This is a genomic window from Streptomyces sp. AC602_WCS936 (assembly GCF_019049125.1).
Lineage (GTDB): Bacteria > Actinomycetota > Actinomycetes > Streptomycetales > Streptomycetaceae > Streptomyces.
In genome coordinates, this window is record NZ_JAGMUF010000008.1 from 111,133 (window position 1) to 124,853 (window position 13,721).

At 67.4% G+C, this 13,721-nt stretch carries 18 protein-coding genes and 1 pseudogene; 2 read left to right on the forward strand and 17 right to left on the reverse strand.

Annotated elements, in window-relative coordinates:
* Nucleotides 1-476 precede the first annotated feature (476 nt).
* Nucleotides 477-1,559 (forward strand): glycosyltransferase family 2 protein, encoded by a 1,083-nt coding sequence (locus KUM03_RS03195; protein ID WP_217245470.1) that lies wholly within the window; start codon nt 477-479, stop codon nt 1,557-1,559.
* 4 nt (nt 1,560-1,563) lie between these two features.
* A complete protein-coding gene (locus KUM03_RS03200) occupies nt 1,564-1,770 on the forward strand; it encodes a hypothetical protein (RefSeq protein ID WP_217245471.1) in 207 nt (68 codons plus the stop codon).
* 90 nt (nt 1,771-1,860) lie between these two features.
* Here KUM03_RS03200 and KUM03_RS03205 read toward each other — a convergent pair whose 3' ends face one another.
* From KUM03_RS03205 to rplF, 17 genes and pseudogenes are all read right to left on the reverse strand, one after another.
* Complete coding sequence (locus KUM03_RS03205) at nt 1,861-3,309, reverse strand: polysaccharide deacetylase family protein (protein WP_308406243.1); 1,449 nt, start codon at nt 3,307-3,309, stop codon at nt 1,861-1,863.
* Nucleotides 3,310-3,558: 249 nt separating this feature from the next.
* Complete coding sequence (truA, locus tag KUM03_RS03210; protein WP_217245473.1) at nt 3,559-4,413, reverse strand: tRNA pseudouridine(38-40) synthase TruA; 855 nt, start codon at nt 4,411-4,413, stop codon at nt 3,559-3,561.
* A 140-nt stretch (nt 4,414-4,553) separates the two neighbouring features.
* Complete coding sequence (rplQ, locus tag KUM03_RS03215; RefSeq protein ID WP_217245474.1) at nt 4,554-5,051, reverse strand: 50S ribosomal protein L17; 498 nt, start codon at nt 5,049-5,051, stop codon at nt 4,554-4,556.
* Nucleotides 5,052-5,259: 208 nt separating this feature from the next.
* Nucleotides 5,260-6,282 (reverse strand): DNA-directed RNA polymerase subunit alpha, encoded by a 1,023-nt coding sequence (locus KUM03_RS03220; RefSeq protein WP_003966937.1) that lies wholly within the window; start codon nt 6,280-6,282, stop codon nt 5,260-5,262.
* A 131-nt stretch (nt 6,283-6,413) separates the two neighbouring features.
* On the reverse strand, nt 6,414-6,818 hold the full coding sequence (gene rpsK, locus KUM03_RS03225; RefSeq protein ID WP_007443997.1) for a 30S ribosomal protein S11: 405 nt from the start codon (nt 6,816-6,818) through the stop codon (nt 6,414-6,416).
* 66 nt (nt 6,819-6,884) lie between these two features.
* The gene (rpsM, locus tag KUM03_RS03230; RefSeq protein ID WP_217245475.1) at nt 6,885-7,265 is read right to left on the reverse strand and encodes a 30S ribosomal protein S13; all 381 of its coding nucleotides are present in this window, start codon (nt 7,263-7,265) and stop codon (nt 6,885-6,887) included.
* A 204-nt stretch (nt 7,266-7,469) separates the two neighbouring features.
* On the reverse strand, nt 7,470-7,583 hold the full coding sequence (rpmJ, locus tag KUM03_RS03235) for a 50S ribosomal protein L36 (RefSeq protein WP_003974245.1): 114 nt from the start codon (nt 7,581-7,583) through the stop codon (nt 7,470-7,472).
* A 68-nt stretch (nt 7,584-7,651) separates the two neighbouring features.
* Nucleotides 7,652-7,873 (reverse strand): translation initiation factor IF-1, encoded by a 222-nt coding sequence (gene infA / locus KUM03_RS03240; RefSeq protein ID WP_003948620.1) that lies wholly within the window; start codon nt 7,871-7,873, stop codon nt 7,652-7,654.
* A 150-nt stretch (nt 7,874-8,023) separates the two neighbouring features.
* Nucleotides 8,024-8,182: pseudogene (locus KUM03_RS03245) on the reverse strand (type I methionyl aminopeptidase); the annotation flags it as partial.
* Between the two features lie 104 nt (nt 8,183-8,286).
* The gene (gene map, locus KUM03_RS03250; RefSeq protein WP_217245476.1) at nt 8,287-9,123 is read right to left on the reverse strand and encodes a type I methionyl aminopeptidase; all 837 of its coding nucleotides are present in this window, start codon (nt 9,121-9,123) and stop codon (nt 8,287-8,289) included.
* A gap of 159 nt (nt 9,124-9,282) precedes the next feature.
* On the reverse strand, nt 9,283-9,936 hold the full coding sequence (locus KUM03_RS03255) for an adenylate kinase (protein WP_217245477.1): 654 nt from the start codon (nt 9,934-9,936) through the stop codon (nt 9,283-9,285).
* Nucleotides 9,936-11,249, reverse strand: coding sequence for a preprotein translocase subunit SecY (gene secY, locus KUM03_RS03260; RefSeq protein ID WP_073725071.1), 1,314 nt, complete (start codon nt 11,247-11,249; stop codon nt 9,936-9,938). The genes KUM03_RS03255 and secY overlap by 1 nt, the downstream gene beginning before the upstream one ends.
* 241 nt (nt 11,250-11,490) lie before the next feature.
* Nucleotides 11,491-11,946, reverse strand: coding sequence for a 50S ribosomal protein L15 (rplO, locus tag KUM03_RS03265; RefSeq protein ID WP_023547373.1), 456 nt, complete (start codon nt 11,944-11,946; stop codon nt 11,491-11,493).
* Nucleotides 11,947-11,948: 2 nt separating this feature from the next.
* Nucleotides 11,949-12,131: a 50S ribosomal protein L30 gene (gene rpmD, locus KUM03_RS03270; protein WP_003974250.1), complete on the reverse strand. Its 183-nt coding sequence runs from the start codon at nt 12,129-12,131 to the stop codon at nt 11,949-11,951.
* Between the two features lie 2 nt (nt 12,132-12,133).
* Nucleotides 12,134-12,739, reverse strand: a complete 606-nt coding sequence (gene rpsE / locus KUM03_RS03275) for a 30S ribosomal protein S5 (protein ID WP_073725073.1) — start codon at nt 12,737-12,739, stop codon at nt 12,134-12,136.
* A gap of 41 nt (nt 12,740-12,780) precedes the next feature.
* Nucleotides 12,781-13,164: a 50S ribosomal protein L18 gene (gene rplR, locus KUM03_RS03280; protein ID WP_043381015.1), complete on the reverse strand. Its 384-nt coding sequence runs from the start codon at nt 13,162-13,164 to the stop codon at nt 12,781-12,783.
* Between the two features lie 3 nt (nt 13,165-13,167).
* Nucleotides 13,168-13,707 (reverse strand): 50S ribosomal protein L6, encoded by a 540-nt coding sequence (gene rplF, locus KUM03_RS03285; protein WP_217245478.1) that lies wholly within the window; start codon nt 13,705-13,707, stop codon nt 13,168-13,170.
* Between the last annotated feature and the right edge of the window lie 14 nt (nt 13,708-13,721).

Genomic DNA, 13,721 nt, shown 5'->3' on the forward strand with positions numbered 1-13,721 from the left:
TACCAGATGATTTGCTGCGATGGGACACGGAATACCCCAGATTCCACGGGCGGCTGTCCAGCGAATCTTAGGCACATGCTCACCCGGCCCTCACAACCAACCCCAACTCGTCACGCGAGTGACCTTCATCACTCCGAAATAGCACAACCCCTGCCGTGATTGCCTGAATTGCTTGGGTTCACAAACCGATGACGGATAACGGGGGACTAACGCCGTGTCCAATTTGCGCCGGATACCCCCACAAGTAGTGACCTGCTCAACCACTCAGGAGTCGGACATGCTTGCGGTATCTTCACAAGCGCCTTCGCACTGCCCACACGGAGTGGGTGTGTCACCTCAAAAGAAAACAGGGTGGGGGGATCGCCTTGTCCGTCATCGACACGGGCCACGACCGGACTGAGTCACAGTCGGCGGCCCGGAGCCGTCACCGAAGAGGCCGCGGTGGGGACGTCCGCGCCGCCCCCACCACGACCACGATGGTCTACGAGACCGTCGTCCTGGTTCCCGCGAGGAACGAGGAAGTCGGAGTCTTCACCTCTCTTGAGTCTCTGTCCCAGCAGACCCGCCGGCCCGACCTGATCGTCGTGGTGGTCAACAACTCCACCGACCGCACCGAGGACTACGCGCTCCAGTTCGCCGAGGACGAGAGCACGCCGCCGACCGTCGTGCTGAACTTCCCGGACAACCCCCACAAGAAGGCCGGCGCCCTCAACTACGGCCTGAGCTGGCTCAGGCAGGCCGTCGGTGGCCGCCTCAACGGCCGCGTGGGCCACATCCTCGTCATGGACGCCGACACCGAACTGCACTCCCGGTTCATCGAGCGCGCCCGCAACGTCATCTCGTCCGATCCCGAGATCGGCGGCGTCAGCGCGGCCTGCTTCGGCCGTACCGACCTGTGGCGGAGCCCCTGGCAGCGGTTCCTGCTCGGCATGCAGATCATCGAGTACGGCCGGGCGGCCAACTCGCGCTTCCGCAAGGACGTCCACACCATGTCGGGCGCCGGCTCCTTCTACCGCGCCGAGGCGCTGCAGGGTCTGATCGACTGGCGCGGCGAGGTGTTCTGGGAGGACCACCGCAACCTCGTCGAGGACTACGAGACCACGCTGGCGCTCAAGGAGTCCGGCTGGAAGGTCACGGCCAATCAGCTGTGCATCGCCTACACCGACCTCATGCCCACCCTGCGCGAGCTGATCCAGCAGCGCGAGCGGTGGAGCCGGGGCACCGTGGACGCACTGCGCCGCCGTGGCTGGACCAAGTTCACCTGGCACTCCATCATCACGATGATCCTGGGCCTGTTCGGCTTCTCGTACATCTTCATCTGGGGCGCCCGCCAGCTCCTCGCCGCGGCCCAGTACAGCCTGAGCACGCACCCGCTGCTGTGGGCCCTGCTCGCCTTCTGGATCATCTATCCCGCGCTGCGGGTACGGACTCTGGGCTGGAAGGCGATGCTCGTCGAGGCCCTGCTCATCCCCGAGCTGGTCTACACCGTCGTACGGGCCTACTGGCTCGTGTCATCCATCCTCAAGTCCTACGTGACGCGTGTGTCCGCCTGGAAGTAGAAGAATGAACACCCTCAGAGGCCTCGGGGCCTGCGCGGTCCTCGCGGGCATCGCCTACACCGTCACGAAGGTCACCCAGGTCGAGATCGTCGTCCTCGGCTTCACGTGCCTGGCCGTCACCCTCACCATCCTGGGCTGGATACTCTCCGTCAAGCGGAGCCGGCACGACCGCCGGGCGGCCGGCGGCGGCAGGCGGGCGCGCCGCTCCTGACCGCACGCCGCACACGTACGAACGCCGGGGGCGCCGCACAGATCCTGTGCGGCGCCCCCGGCGTCGTCCTGCGGACGGCCCGGAGCCGTGTCACGTGTAGTGCGCCATCGCCTCCTGCACCGTCAGCACCTCGATGCCCCGCTTGTCGATCTCGCGCATCAGGCGTTCGAGGCCCTCGGTGCTCAGCTCCGTGTTCTGCGTGGGAACGCCCTGGACGATCCGGTGCAGACACAGGATCAGCCAGTCGCCGCTGCGCGCACAGCGGTCCAGCGCGCCGCCCTTCTCGATCACGTCGGCGAGCGTCTCACCGCCGATCTTCTGCCCGTCGTTGATCCCGGTCAGCGCCTTGAGCCGGTACGGCATCGCCGGGGCGAAGCTCTCGGTCGTCTCGGAGATGATGGAACGCGCGGTGGTGAAGTGCCGGGCGGCCAACAGGTCGACGGGCACACCGTCGCGGGTCTTGCCGAACGCCCCGTGCGGATAGGCGAAGTGCTCACTGGTGAAACCTCGGCCGACCAGCCACTCGCGCAGTTTGCGGAAGTCGTCGTCGACCTCCTCCGCGGAGAGTTTCGGGTAGCTCGCCTCATGGGCCTTGAGCGAGTAGGCGTGTCCGGCCATCTCCCAGCCGGACGAGTCCTGCAGGGAGCGCATCTGTCCGATGCTCATGAAAGGCTCGGTGTCGATCGCGTCGGCGATGTTGTAGAGCGTGCCGGGCATCTGGTACCGGTCCATGACCGGGCGGCCGAAATCGTGCACCGACCCGTGCGAGTCGTCGAAGGTGATCGACACGACGCCCTTGGGGAAGACGTCCGTGGTGTCCGGCACCACCTCGACGGCCTGGAGGCGGTAGGTGACCGGCCCCTTCGCGTCGTCGTACACAGCGAACGACATGTCGGTGAAGCCGGACCGGTCCGACGGCTCACCGCGCGACGACAGCTCGTAGTCGCCGGCCGCCCCGGTGACGTCCGCCCACTGCAGGTGGACGGTGACCCACTCCCCCGACTGGACGTAGTTGGTGCCCTTGGCCGCGTGGTAGTGGAAGACCCAGCTGAAGTTGTCCGCCAGGTTCCGGCTGCCCAGGTAGAACTCCATCCGCTCCAGATGGGCCACGTCCTCCACCTGGAAGACGAGACGGAGCATCTTCCCCTTGAGGCTCAACGATTCCATGCCGGTACGGCGTACGAAGGACTGGACACCGTCGCCGCGCGTGGTGACCCGGCACGAGCGGTCACCCCGGGTGAAGACCTCGGCGTCGGAGTCGGAGGACGCGGTGCCCTCACCGCCGGCCGACCACTCGTGCCCTTCCTGGAACTGCTCGCTCCAGGTCGCCCGCCGGTACAGCGGGCGGCGCCCGGTCGGGGCGTACGTCGGCGGGGTCAGATTCTTGACACTCCCGCCCACACCGAGATCGACGGCCCCGGTGGCGCTCTCCGCCGACGCGGGCAGGATCAGGTCCCTGCCCGCCACGCCCGCGGCCACGCCGCCGGCCGTCAGCAGGCCGCCGAGCCCCAGCAGGCCGAGGGCCGAACGCCGGCCCACCTTCGCTCTGGAATCTCTGTCGGCGGTCGCCGAATGCTTTCTCGCTCTGCTCATAGTGCCCCCAGCTCGGATCGGACCCGGCCGCGCGCGACACACCGGACGGCCGCCCCCCGAGGGCGCGTCCGGTGTCCAGTACAGAAGTCGTGGCGGCCTGACGGCCTCGCCGTCCCGCCGGCGAGATTCCGGCGGACGACACGGACGAGACATCGTCGAACGGGAGTCTAGCGGGGGCTCTTGCGCATCATGCGTTCAGCAGCAGCCGGTCCCCGGCAGCGTCCGCCTGTTGCGTGCCTCGCGGTTGCGCGCCGCCAGCAGCTCGTCCGCCGGGTAGCCGACCTCCTCCAGGGTCAGGCCGTGCGGCCGTACGACGTGCACCGCCGAGTCCCGTACGCCGGCGGCGAGCACCTTGGCCGGCCAGTCGGGCGTGCGGTGGCCGTCCCCGACGAAGAGCAGGGCGCCGATGAGCGAGCGCACCATGTTGTGGCAGAAGGCGTCGGCACGGACGGTGGCGGTGATGATCCCGTCGTCGCCCCGGACCAGGCTCAGCTCCTGGAGGGTCCGGATGGTCGTGGCCCCCTCCCGCTTCTTGCAGTAGGCGGCGAAGTCGTGCTCGCCCAGCAGCCCGCGGGCGGCCTCGTTCATGGCGTCCACGTCGAGCGGCCAGTCGTGCCACAGGACGTGCCCGCGCAGCAGCGGGTCGACGCCGCCCGGGTTGTCGGTGACGCGGTAGGCGTAGCGCCGCCAGACGGCGGAGAACCGGGCGTTGAACCCGGTAGGCGCCTCGCGCAGAGCCCAGACCCGGACATCCCGGGGCAGCCTCCCGGCGAGCCGCTTGAGCAGCTTCACGTGGTGCTCGGCCCACACCTCGCGCTCCAGATCGACGTGTGCGACCTGCCCCCGGGCGTGCACGCCCGCGTCGGTCCGCCCGGCCACGGTCAGGTCGTACGTCCGCCCGGCCCTCGTGACCGTCCGCAGCGCCTCCTCGATCTCCCCCTGCACGGTCCGCCGCCCGCCGGCCTGCTTGGCCCACCCAGAGAACTCGGACCCGTCGTAGGAAAGATCCAGCCGCACCCGCACGAACCCGGGCTCTACTTCGTCACTCACCCAGAAATCCTCTCACCAACACGAAAGCGGGCCCGCCCTTGAAAGGACGGACCCGCAAACGCCGCTAAGGGGCGCGGGGAACTGCGCGACAAGCCACGACGAAAGCCGCAGCCGCAAGTCACACAGCCCCCGGCAGACGCTTACGCGTCCTTGGACTCCTCGGCCGCGGCCTCGTCGTCGGCCTTGGCCGTGTCGACCTTGGTCACCTCGGTGCCCTCGGCGTCCTTCGCGGCACGCTTGGTGGCGGCCTCGGCCTCGCCGGTGGCCTCCTGCGCCACGGTCAGCGCCTCGACCAGCTCGATGACGGCCATGGGCGCGTTGTCGCCACGGCGGTTACCGATCTTGGTGATCCGGGTGTAGCCACCGGGGCGGTTCTCGTAGCGCGGGCCGATCTCGGTGAAGAGCGTGTGGACGACGCTCTTGTCCGTGATCACCTGGAGCACCTGACGGCGGTTGTGAAGGTCGCCCTTCTTCGCCTTGGTGACCAGACGCTCGGCGTACGGACGCAGCTTGCGCGCCTTCGCCTCGGTGGTGGTGATCCGGCCGTGCTCGAAGAGGCTCTTCGCGAGGTTCGCGAGGAGCAGCTTCTCGTGCGCGGCGCTGCCGCCCAGACGGGCACCCTTGGTGGGCTTCGGCATGATGTTTCTCCTAGGTGTCTGCCCCGGCCGTATCAGGTACCGGAGTCAGTATCCGAGCAGGCGGTCGCCTGTCGGAGATCCGAGCACAGGTCCCGGAGGGACCGTGCTCGGAAGGGGCGCGGGGCGGTGTCGATATGCGACTCCGTCGCGTGGGCGCGACCAGCCACAGCGCACCCGCACCCGAGTACGGACCGAAAGGCCCGAGCTCTTAGTACTGCTCGGTCTCGACGAAGCCCGCATCCGCGTCGTCGTCGGCGCCGAACGCGTCCGCCGCAGCGGTCGGGTCGAATCCGGGCGGGCTGTCCTTCAGGGCCAGGCCCATGCCGGCCAGCTTCGCCTTGACCTCGTCGATCGACTTCGCACCGAAGTTGCGAATGTCGAGCAGGTCGGCCTCGGAGCGAGCGACCAGCTCACCCACGGAGTGGATGCCCTCGCGCTTGAGGCAGTTGTACGACCGAACGGTGAGCTCCAGCTCCTCGATCGGCAGCGCCAGGTCGGCGGCGAGCGCGGCGTCCGTCGGGGACGGACCCATGTCGATGCCCTCGGCGTCGATGTTCAGCTCGCGGGCGAGACCGAACAGCTCGACCAGCGTCTTACCGGCGGAGGCCATGGCGTCACGCGGACGCATCGCCTGCTTGGTCTCGACGTCGACGATCAGCTTGTCGAAGTCGGTGCGCTGCTCGACACGCGTGGCCTCGACCTTGTACGTGACCTTGAGAACCGGCGAGTAGATCGAGTCGACCGGGATGCGCCCGATCTCCTGACCGACCTGCTTGTTCTGCACGGCGGAGACGTAGCCGCGACCGCGCTCGACGGTCAGCTCCATCTCCAGCTTGCCCTTGCCGTTGAGCGTGGCGAGGACGAGGTCGGGGTTGTGCACCTCGACACCGGCCGGGGGCGCGATGTCGGCGGCGGTGACCAGACCCGGGCCCTGCTTGCGCAGGTACATCACGACCGGCTCGTCGTGCTCCGAGGAGACGACCAGCTGCTTGATGTTGAGGATCAGGTCGGTGACGTCCTCCTTGACGCCCGGCACGGTGGTGAACTCGTGCAGGACGCCGTCGATGCGGATGCTGGTGACAGCAGCGCCGGGGATCGACGACAGGAGGGTGCGGCGGAGGGAGTTGCCGAGGGTGTAGCCGAAGCCCGGCTCCAGCGGCTCGATGACGAACCGGGAGCGGAACTCGTCGACGACCTCTTCGGTCAACGAGGGACGCTGAGCGATCAGCATGTGGTGATCCTTCAGTCAGGGGCGCCCGCTATTTGACGCCCGACTAGTACTGCAAGGGTACGGGCGATACGACCAGAAAGAGCCGTACCGCCCGGAAAACCCTGGTGAAGCGATGTCGCCGTGAAGCGAGATCAGACGCGACGACGCTTCGGCGGACGGCAGCCGTTGTGCGGGGTCGGCGTGACGTCCTGGATGGAGCCGACCTCGAGGCCGGTCGCCTGCAGGGAGCGGATGGCGGTCTCACGACCGGAACCCGGGCCCTTGACGAAGACGTCGACCTTGCGCATGCCGTGCTCCTGCGCGCGGCGGGCAGCCGACTCGGCGGCCATCTGCGCGGCGAACGGCGTGGACTTCCGGGAGCCCTTGAAGCCGACGTGGCCGGCGGAGGCCCAGGAGATCACGTTGCCGGTCGGGTCCGTGATGGACACGATCGTGTTGTTGAACGTGCTCTTGATGTGCGCGTGGCCGTGAGCGACGTTCTTCTTTTCCTTGCGGCGCACCTTCTTGGTCGCGCCCTGACGTCCCTTGGGGGGCATGTCGTTCTCCTACGGGAGGTGGTCGGTCCTACAGCGAAGACCGCTGGACGGCGAGTCCGCTGCGGACTACTTCTTGCCCGGCTTCTTCTTGCCGGCGATGGCGCGACGCGGGCCCTTGCGGGTACGAGCGTTCGTGCTGGTGCGCTGACCGCGGACGGGCAGACCGCGACGGTGACGGAGACCCTGGTAGGTACCGATCTCGACCTTGCGGCGGATGTCGGCCTGGATCTCGCGACGGAGGTCACCCTCGGTCCTGATGTTGTTGTCGACGTACTCGCGGATCGCGACGAGCTGCTCCTCGGAGAGGTCCCGAACACGGGTGTTCGGGTCCACGCCGGTGGCGGCGAGCGTCTGCTGCGAGAGGGTCCGGCCGATGCCGAACACGTAGGTGAGGGCGATCTCCACGCGCTTTTCGCGCGGGATGTCAACACCGGAAACGCGTGCCATTCAATGGCTCCAGTTGATTGTCGGAGGTCTTCCACAGAACCGGATCCCGGCCGCCGGCACCTTCTCTGCGAAGGCTTGGTACGGCTCGGGTCCCCGGCCTCCGAACCGGGGGTGTCAGGCGGTCTTCCGCCCGGGTCCTGCGTATGAACATGTTCAGCTCGCGTCGCGCGAAGTCATGCGAATCGCGGAGGGAACGGTCAGGCTTCAGCCCTGGCGCTGCTTGTGGCGCGGGTTGTCGCAGATGACCATGACCCGACCGTGACGGCGGATCACCCTGCACTTGTCGCAGATCTTCTTGACGCTCGGCTTGACCTTCATGGGTGTGAGGTTCTCCGGGTCAGTTGCCGGCGGACCCGCGCGCGAGGCGCACGGGGCGTGGGCAAGATCTACTTGTACCGGTAGACGATCCGGCCACGCGTCAGGTCGTACGGAGACAGCTCCACCACGACCCGGTCGTCAGGGAGGATGCGGATGTAGTGCATGCGCATCTTGCCGCTGATGTGTGCCAGGACCTGGTGGCCGTTCTGGAGCTCCACCTTGAACATGGCGTTCGGAAGAGACTCGACGACAGTGCCTTCGATCTCGATGGCACCTTGCTTCTTGGCCACGCTTCGCCCTTCGAATCGACTACCTTGATCGACTCTCGTGCGATGTAGCGTTCGCATGTGGACATGCGGGTGCACCAGAGCCGACGAGTCAGTCTACGTCAGCGAACCCGGAAAGGCGAAACGGGGAAGTCTGCCCCGGATACCTGATCGTTATGCGAGGGGGTCGGGAGCGGCAACGACGCCCAGCTCCGCCAGCTTCGCCTTGCCCCCGTCGACCGCCGTCAGTACCAGCGGCCCCTGCTCCGTCAGGGCCACGGAATGCTCCCAGTGGGAGGACCAGGTGCCGTCCGTCGTGATGACGGTCCAGTCGACCAATCCTCCACGCCCCTCTCGCGGGCTCGGCGCCGAGGGCGCCTCACAAGCTTCGATCGGCTGCGCCGGCCTCCGACCGGCGGTCGCGGTGCCGGCCGGCCTCACGCCAGCGGGTCCGGCGCCGCCGTGATCCCCAGCTCCGCCAGCTTCGCCCGGCCCCCATCGACCGCCGTCAGTACCAGCGGCCCCTGCTCCGTCAGGGCCACGGAGTGCTCCCAGTGGGAGGACCAGGTGCCGTCCGTAGTGATGACGGTCCAGTCGTCCTCGAGGACCTCCGTGCGCGGGGTGCCGAGGGAGACCATCGGCTCGATGGCGAGGCAGAAGCCGGGGACCAGCTTGGGGCCCTTGCCGCGCTTGCGGTCGACGTAGTTCAGCAGGTGCGGGTCCATGTGCATCTCGGTGCCGATGCCGTGGCCGCCGTAGTCCTCGATGATCCCGTACTTGCCGCCGCCGGGCTTCGGCTGGCGGCGGATGTACGTCTCGATGGCCCGGGAGACGTCGACCAGGCGGTTGCCCTGCTTCATCGCCGCGATGCCCGCCCACATCGACTCCTCGGTCACCCGGGAGAGCTCGACCAGCTCCGGGGAGTGGCCGGAGCCGACGAAGGCCGTGTAGGCGGCGTCGCCGTGCCAGCCGTCGATGATCGCGCCGCAGTCGATGGAGATGACGTCGCCGTCCCCCAGGACCACGTCGTCGGAGGGGATGCCGTGGACGACGACCTCGTTCACGGAAGTGCAGATGGTCGCGGGGAAACCGCCGTACCCCAGGAAGTTCGGCTTGGCGCCGTGGTCCGCGAGCACCTTGCGGGCGACCTGGTCCAGGTCCCTGGTCGTGGCGCCGGGCACGGCGGCCTCGCGCGTGGCCGCGTGGATGGCGGCGACGACCAGCCCCGCCTCACGCATCTTGGCGATCTGCTCGGGGCTCTTGATCTGCACCATGGGGACTGCGGCCTTTCTGGACCGGTGGGGGCGGGTACACGTCCCGGACACGGGGTTCCCGGGGACGCTTCCAACGATACGGGGCGGGCGCCACCCACCCCACACAGCGCAGCCGCGGCCCCTGGGTGAGGGACCGCGGCTGCAGCCAGGCTGAGAAGACTACTGGTCGCGCTTGAGCGCCTCCAGCGCGCGGCCCGTGACCTCGTTCACCGGTCCCGTCGCCGCAATGGTGACGACCAGGCCCTGCGCCTTGTAGTAGTCGATGATCGGCTCGGTCTGCGTGTGGTAGACCTCCAGCCGCTTGCGGACCGTCTCCTCCGAGTCGTCGTCCCGCTGGTACAGCTCGCCGCCGCAGACGTCGCAGACGCCTTCCTGCTTCGGCGGCGTGTACGTCACGTGGAAGACGTGCGCCGAGTCGTTCCGGCAGACGCGCCGGCCGGCGATCCGCTTGACGACCTCGTCCTCGGGAGCCTCCAGGTCCAGCACCGCGTCGAGCTTCATGTCCTCGGTCTCGAGCAGCTCGTCCAGCGCCTCGGCCTGCGACACGTTGCGCGGGAAGCCGTCCAGCAGGAAGCCGCCCTCGGCGTCGGGCTGCTCCATGCGGTCCTTCGCCATGGCGATGGTGACCTCGTCGGGTACGAGGTTGCCGGCGTCCATGTAGGACTTCGCGAGCTTGCCCAGCTCGGTCTGCTGGCTGATGTTCGCGCGGAACAGGTCGCCCGTGGAGATGTGCGGGATGTGCAGCGTCTCGGCAAGGCGGGTGGCCTGCGTACCCTTCCCAGCACCCGGCGGCCCGACGAGGACGATTCGCATCAGCGGAGGAACCCTTCGTAATTGCGCTGCTGGAGCTGGCTCTCGATCTGCTTCACCGTCTCGAGGCCGACACCCACGATGATCAGGATGCTGGTCCCGCCGAACGGGAAGTTCTGGTTTGCCCCGAAACCGGCCAACGCCATTGTCGGTACGAGAGAGATCAGGCCCAGATACAGCGAACCCGGCCAGGTGATCCGGTTGAGTACGTAGCTCAGATACTCAGCGGTCGGTCGGCCAGCCCGGATGCCCGGGATGAACCCACCATACTTCTTCATGTTGTCCGCGACTTCCTCGGGGTTGAACGAGATGGCCACGTAGAAGAAGGCGAAGAAGACGATCAGAAGGAAGTACAGCACGATGTGCGGCGCGGCCTCGGGGTCGGCGAGGTTCTTCTGGATCCAGGTGGCCCAGCCCGCGGTCGAGCCGGAGAACTGGACGATCAACGCCGGGATGTAGAGCAGCGACGAGGCGAAGATGACGGGGATGATGCCCGCCTGGTTCACCTTGAGCGGGATGTACGTCGACGTACCGCCGTAGGAACGGCGCCCGATCATGCGCTTGGCGTACTGCACCGGGATGCGGCGCTGGGCCTGCTCGACGAAGACCACCAGGCCGACCATGACGAAGCCCACCAGCATGACGATGCCGAACTCGATCCAGCCGCCCGCCAGGTCGCCCTCCTGCTTGATGGCCCACAGGGCGGAGGGGAAGGTCGCGGCGATCGAGATGAACATCAGGATCGACATGCCGTTGCCGATGCCGCGGTCGGTGATCAGCTCACCGAGCCACATGACGACGGCCGTACCGGCGGTCATGGTGACGACCATGACGACGGTGGTGAAGATGGCCTGGTCGGGAACGATCTGGCCGGCGACGGTGCAGCCGGAGAACAGGGCGCCGCTGCGGGCGGTGGCGACGAGTCCGGTGCCCTGGAGGATGGCGAGGGCGATGGTCAGGTAGCGCGTGTACTGCGTGATCTTCGCCGTGCCCGCCTGGCCCTCCTTCTTCAGGGCTTCCAGACGCGGGATCACCACGGTCAGCAGCTGCAGAATGATGCTCGCCGTGATGTACGGCATGATGCCGAGCGCGAAGACCGTGATCTGCAGCAGGGCGCCACCGCTGAACATGTTGACCAGGCCGAAGAGGCCCTGGTTGCCGGACGCCTGGTCCACGCACTCCTGGACGTTCTTGTAGTCGACGCCTGGAATGGGGATGTGGGTACCGAGCCGGTACACCACGATGATGCCGAGCGTGAAGAGCAGCTTCTTGCGCAGGTCGGGCGTCTTGAACGCCCGGGCGAACGCGGTGAGCACGGTGCCTCCTGCGACCCCCGCGCTACTGCGTCAAGGGTGACGGTCTTGAGGTTCGACTGACGACAAAGTAAGTAACGGTCAACTGCCGCTCAGGGTGCCTCATGTGACGCACCCGTGAAAGAGGGCAGCGCAGGCCACCTTACCGGCGGGAGCACTTCCCTTGGAACGACCAACCGGGGATACCCCTTTTGTGGGGCATCCCCGGTTGGGATCGCTCATGTCATCGACACGCCTGAGTAGTTCAGACGAGCTCGGTGACGGTACCGCCGGCGGCGGTGATCTTCTCCTTGGCGGAGCCGGAGACGGCGTCGACCGTCACCTGCAGCGCCACGGAGATCTCGCCCTGGCCGAGGACCTTGACGAGGCTGTTCTTGCGAACGGCACCCTTGGCCACCAGGCCCTCGACGGTGACCTCGCCACCCTCGGGGTACAGCGCGGCCAGCTTGTCGAGGTTCACGACCTGGAACTCGGTCTTGAACGGGTTCTTGAAGCCCTTCAGCTTCGGAAGACGCATGTGGAGGGGCATCTGGCCACCCTCGAAGCGCTCCGGAACCTGGTAACGGGCCTTCGTACCCTTCGTACCACGACCGGCCGTCTTACCCTTCGACGCCTCACCACGACCGACACGGGTCTTGGCGGTCTTGGCGCCGGGGGCCGGACGGAGGTTGTGGATCTTGAGCGGGTTCTGCTCCGCCATGATCAGTCGACCTCCTCGACCGTCACGAGGTGGCGGACGGTGTGCACCATGCCGCGGAACTCGGGGCGGTCCTCCTTGACGACCTGCGTGTTGATCCCCTTGAGACCAAGGGAACGCAGGGTGTCACGGTGGTTCTGCTTGCTGCCGATGTAGGACTTGACCTGCGTAATCTTGAGCTGCGCCATGATTACGCACCCGCCCCGGCACGTGCGCGGAGAAGAGCCGCGGGGGCGACGTCCTCGAGCGGCAGACCACGGCGGGCCGCGACCTCCTCGGGACGCTGCAGGCCCTTGAGGGCCTCCACGGTCGCGTGCACGATGTTGATCTGGTTGTCGGAGCCGAGCGACTTCGACAGGATGTCGTGGATACCGGCGCACTCGAGCACGGCGCGCACCGGACCACCGGCGATAACACCGGTACCCGGGGACGCGGGCTTGAGCAGCACGACGCCGGCAGCCTTCTCACCCTGGATGGGGTGCGGGATGGTGCCCTGGATGCGGGGGACCTTGAAGAAGTGCTTCTTGGCCTCCTCAACACCCTTGGCGATGGCGGCCGGCACCTCCTTGGCCTTGCCGTATCCGACACCCACGGTGCCGTCACCGTCGCCCACCACGACCAGCGCGGTGAAGCTGAAGCGACGACCACCCTTCACAACCTTGGCGACACGGTTGATCGCGACGACGCGCTCAACGTAAGCGGTCTTCTCGGCGGCAGCTGCGCCGCCGTCACGGCCCTTCCGGTCCCGCCGCTCGCCGCCACCGGCACCGCCACCGCGGCGCTGGGGTCCAGCCATTGGAATTACCTCTCTCTGTTTCCGCTAGCTACGGAACCGGCTCAGAACTTCAGACCGGCTTCGCGGGCGGCGTCCGCCAGAGCGGCGATGCGCCCGGCGTACTGGTTGCCACCGCGGTCGAACACGACGGCCTCGACACCCGCGGCCTTGGCGCGCTCGGCGACCAGGGCGCCGACCTGCTTGGCCTGCGCGGACTTGTCGGCCTCGCCACCACGGATCGAGCTGTCCAGGGTGGACGCCGACGCAAGGGTGTGACCCTTGAGGTCGTCGATCACCTGGGCCACGATGTGGCGGTTCGAGCGAGTAACGACCAGACGGGGACGCTCCGCCGTACCCGAGAGATTCTTGCGAATCCGGATGTGACGGCGCTTGATCGCGGCGCGCTTGTAGGCGTCGCCCTTGAGGATCTTCTGCCCGTATGCCATGGCTTACTTACCCGCCTTTCCGACCTTGCGGCGGATGACTTCGCCCTCGTACTTGACGCCCTTGGCCTTGTACGGGTCGGGCTTGCGCAGCTTGCGGATGTTGGCCGCAACCTCGCCGACCTTCTGCTTGTCGATGCCCTCGACCGAGAAACGGGTCGGGGACTCCACCTTGAAGGTGATGCCCTCGGGGGCCTCGACGGTGATCGGGTGGCTGTAGCCCAGGGAGAACTCCAGGTTCGAACCCTTGGCGACAACGCGGTAACCGACACCGCTGATCTCGAGCTTCTTCACGTAACCCTGGGTCACGCCGGTGATCATGTTCGCCACCAGCGTGCGGGACAGGCCGTGCAGGGCCTTGCTCTGACGCTCGTCGTTGGGGCGGGTGACGCTCAGCACGCCGTCCTCACCCTTGGCGATGTCGATCGGCGCCACGACGGTGTGGGTCAGCGAGCCCTTGGGGCCCTTGACCGCGACCGTACGGCCGTCGATGGTGACGTCCACGCCGGCGGGAACCGCGATGGGGAGCTTGCCGATGCGCGACATAGCTGTTTCCTCCG

Bases quoted from the DNA above. Each gene is read 5' to 3' on its own strand.
- KUM03_RS03195 (WP_217245470.1), top strand. From the start codon at position 477: ATGGTCTACGAGACCGTCGTCCTGGTTCCCGCGAGGAACGAGGAAGTC.
- KUM03_RS03200 (WP_217245471.1), top strand. From the start codon at position 1,564: ATGAACACCCTCAGAGGCCTCGGGGCCTGCGCGGTCCTCGCGGGCATC.
- rplQ (WP_217245474.1), bottom strand. From the start codon at position 5,051: ATGCCGAAGCCCACCAAGGGTGCCCGTCTGGGCGGCAGCGCCGCGCAC.
- KUM03_RS03220 (WP_003966937.1), bottom strand. From the start codon at position 6,282: ATGCTGATCGCTCAGCGTCCCTCGTTGACCGAAGAGGTCGTCGACGAG.
- rpsK (WP_007443997.1), bottom strand. From the start codon at position 6,818: ATGCCCCCCAAGGGACGTCAGGGCGCGACCAAGAAGGTGCGCCGCAAG.
- rpsM (WP_217245475.1), bottom strand. From the start codon at position 7,265: ATGGCACGCGTTTCCGGTGTTGACATCCCGCGCGAAAAGCGCGTGGAG.
- rpmJ (WP_003974245.1), bottom strand. From the start codon at position 7,583: ATGAAGGTCAAGCCGAGCGTCAAGAAGATCTGCGACAAGTGCAGGGTG.
- map (WP_217245476.1), bottom strand. From the start codon at position 9,123: ATGGTGCAGATCAAGAGCCCCGAGCAGATCGCCAAGATGCGTGAGGCG.
- KUM03_RS03255 (WP_217245477.1), bottom strand. From the start codon at position 9,936: ATGCGAATCGTCCTCGTCGGGCCGCCGGGTGCTGGGAAGGGTACGCAG.
- rplO (WP_023547373.1), bottom strand. From the start codon at position 11,946: ATGGCGGAGCAGAACCCGCTCAAGATCCACAACCTCCGTCCGGCCCCC.
- rpmD (WP_003974250.1), bottom strand. From the start codon at position 12,131: ATGGCGCAGCTCAAGATTACGCAGGTCAAGTCCTACATCGGCAGCAAG.
- rpsE (WP_073725073.1), bottom strand. From the start codon at position 12,739: ATGGCTGGACCCCAGCGCCGCGGTGGCGGTGCCGGTGGCGGCGAGCGG.
- rplR (WP_043381015.1), bottom strand. From the start codon at position 13,164: ATGGCATACGGGCAGAAGATCCTCAAGGGCGACGCCTACAAGCGCGCC.
- rplF (WP_217245478.1), bottom strand. From the start codon at position 13,707: ATGTCGCGCATCGGCAAGCTCCCCATCGCGGTTCCCGCCGGCGTGGAC.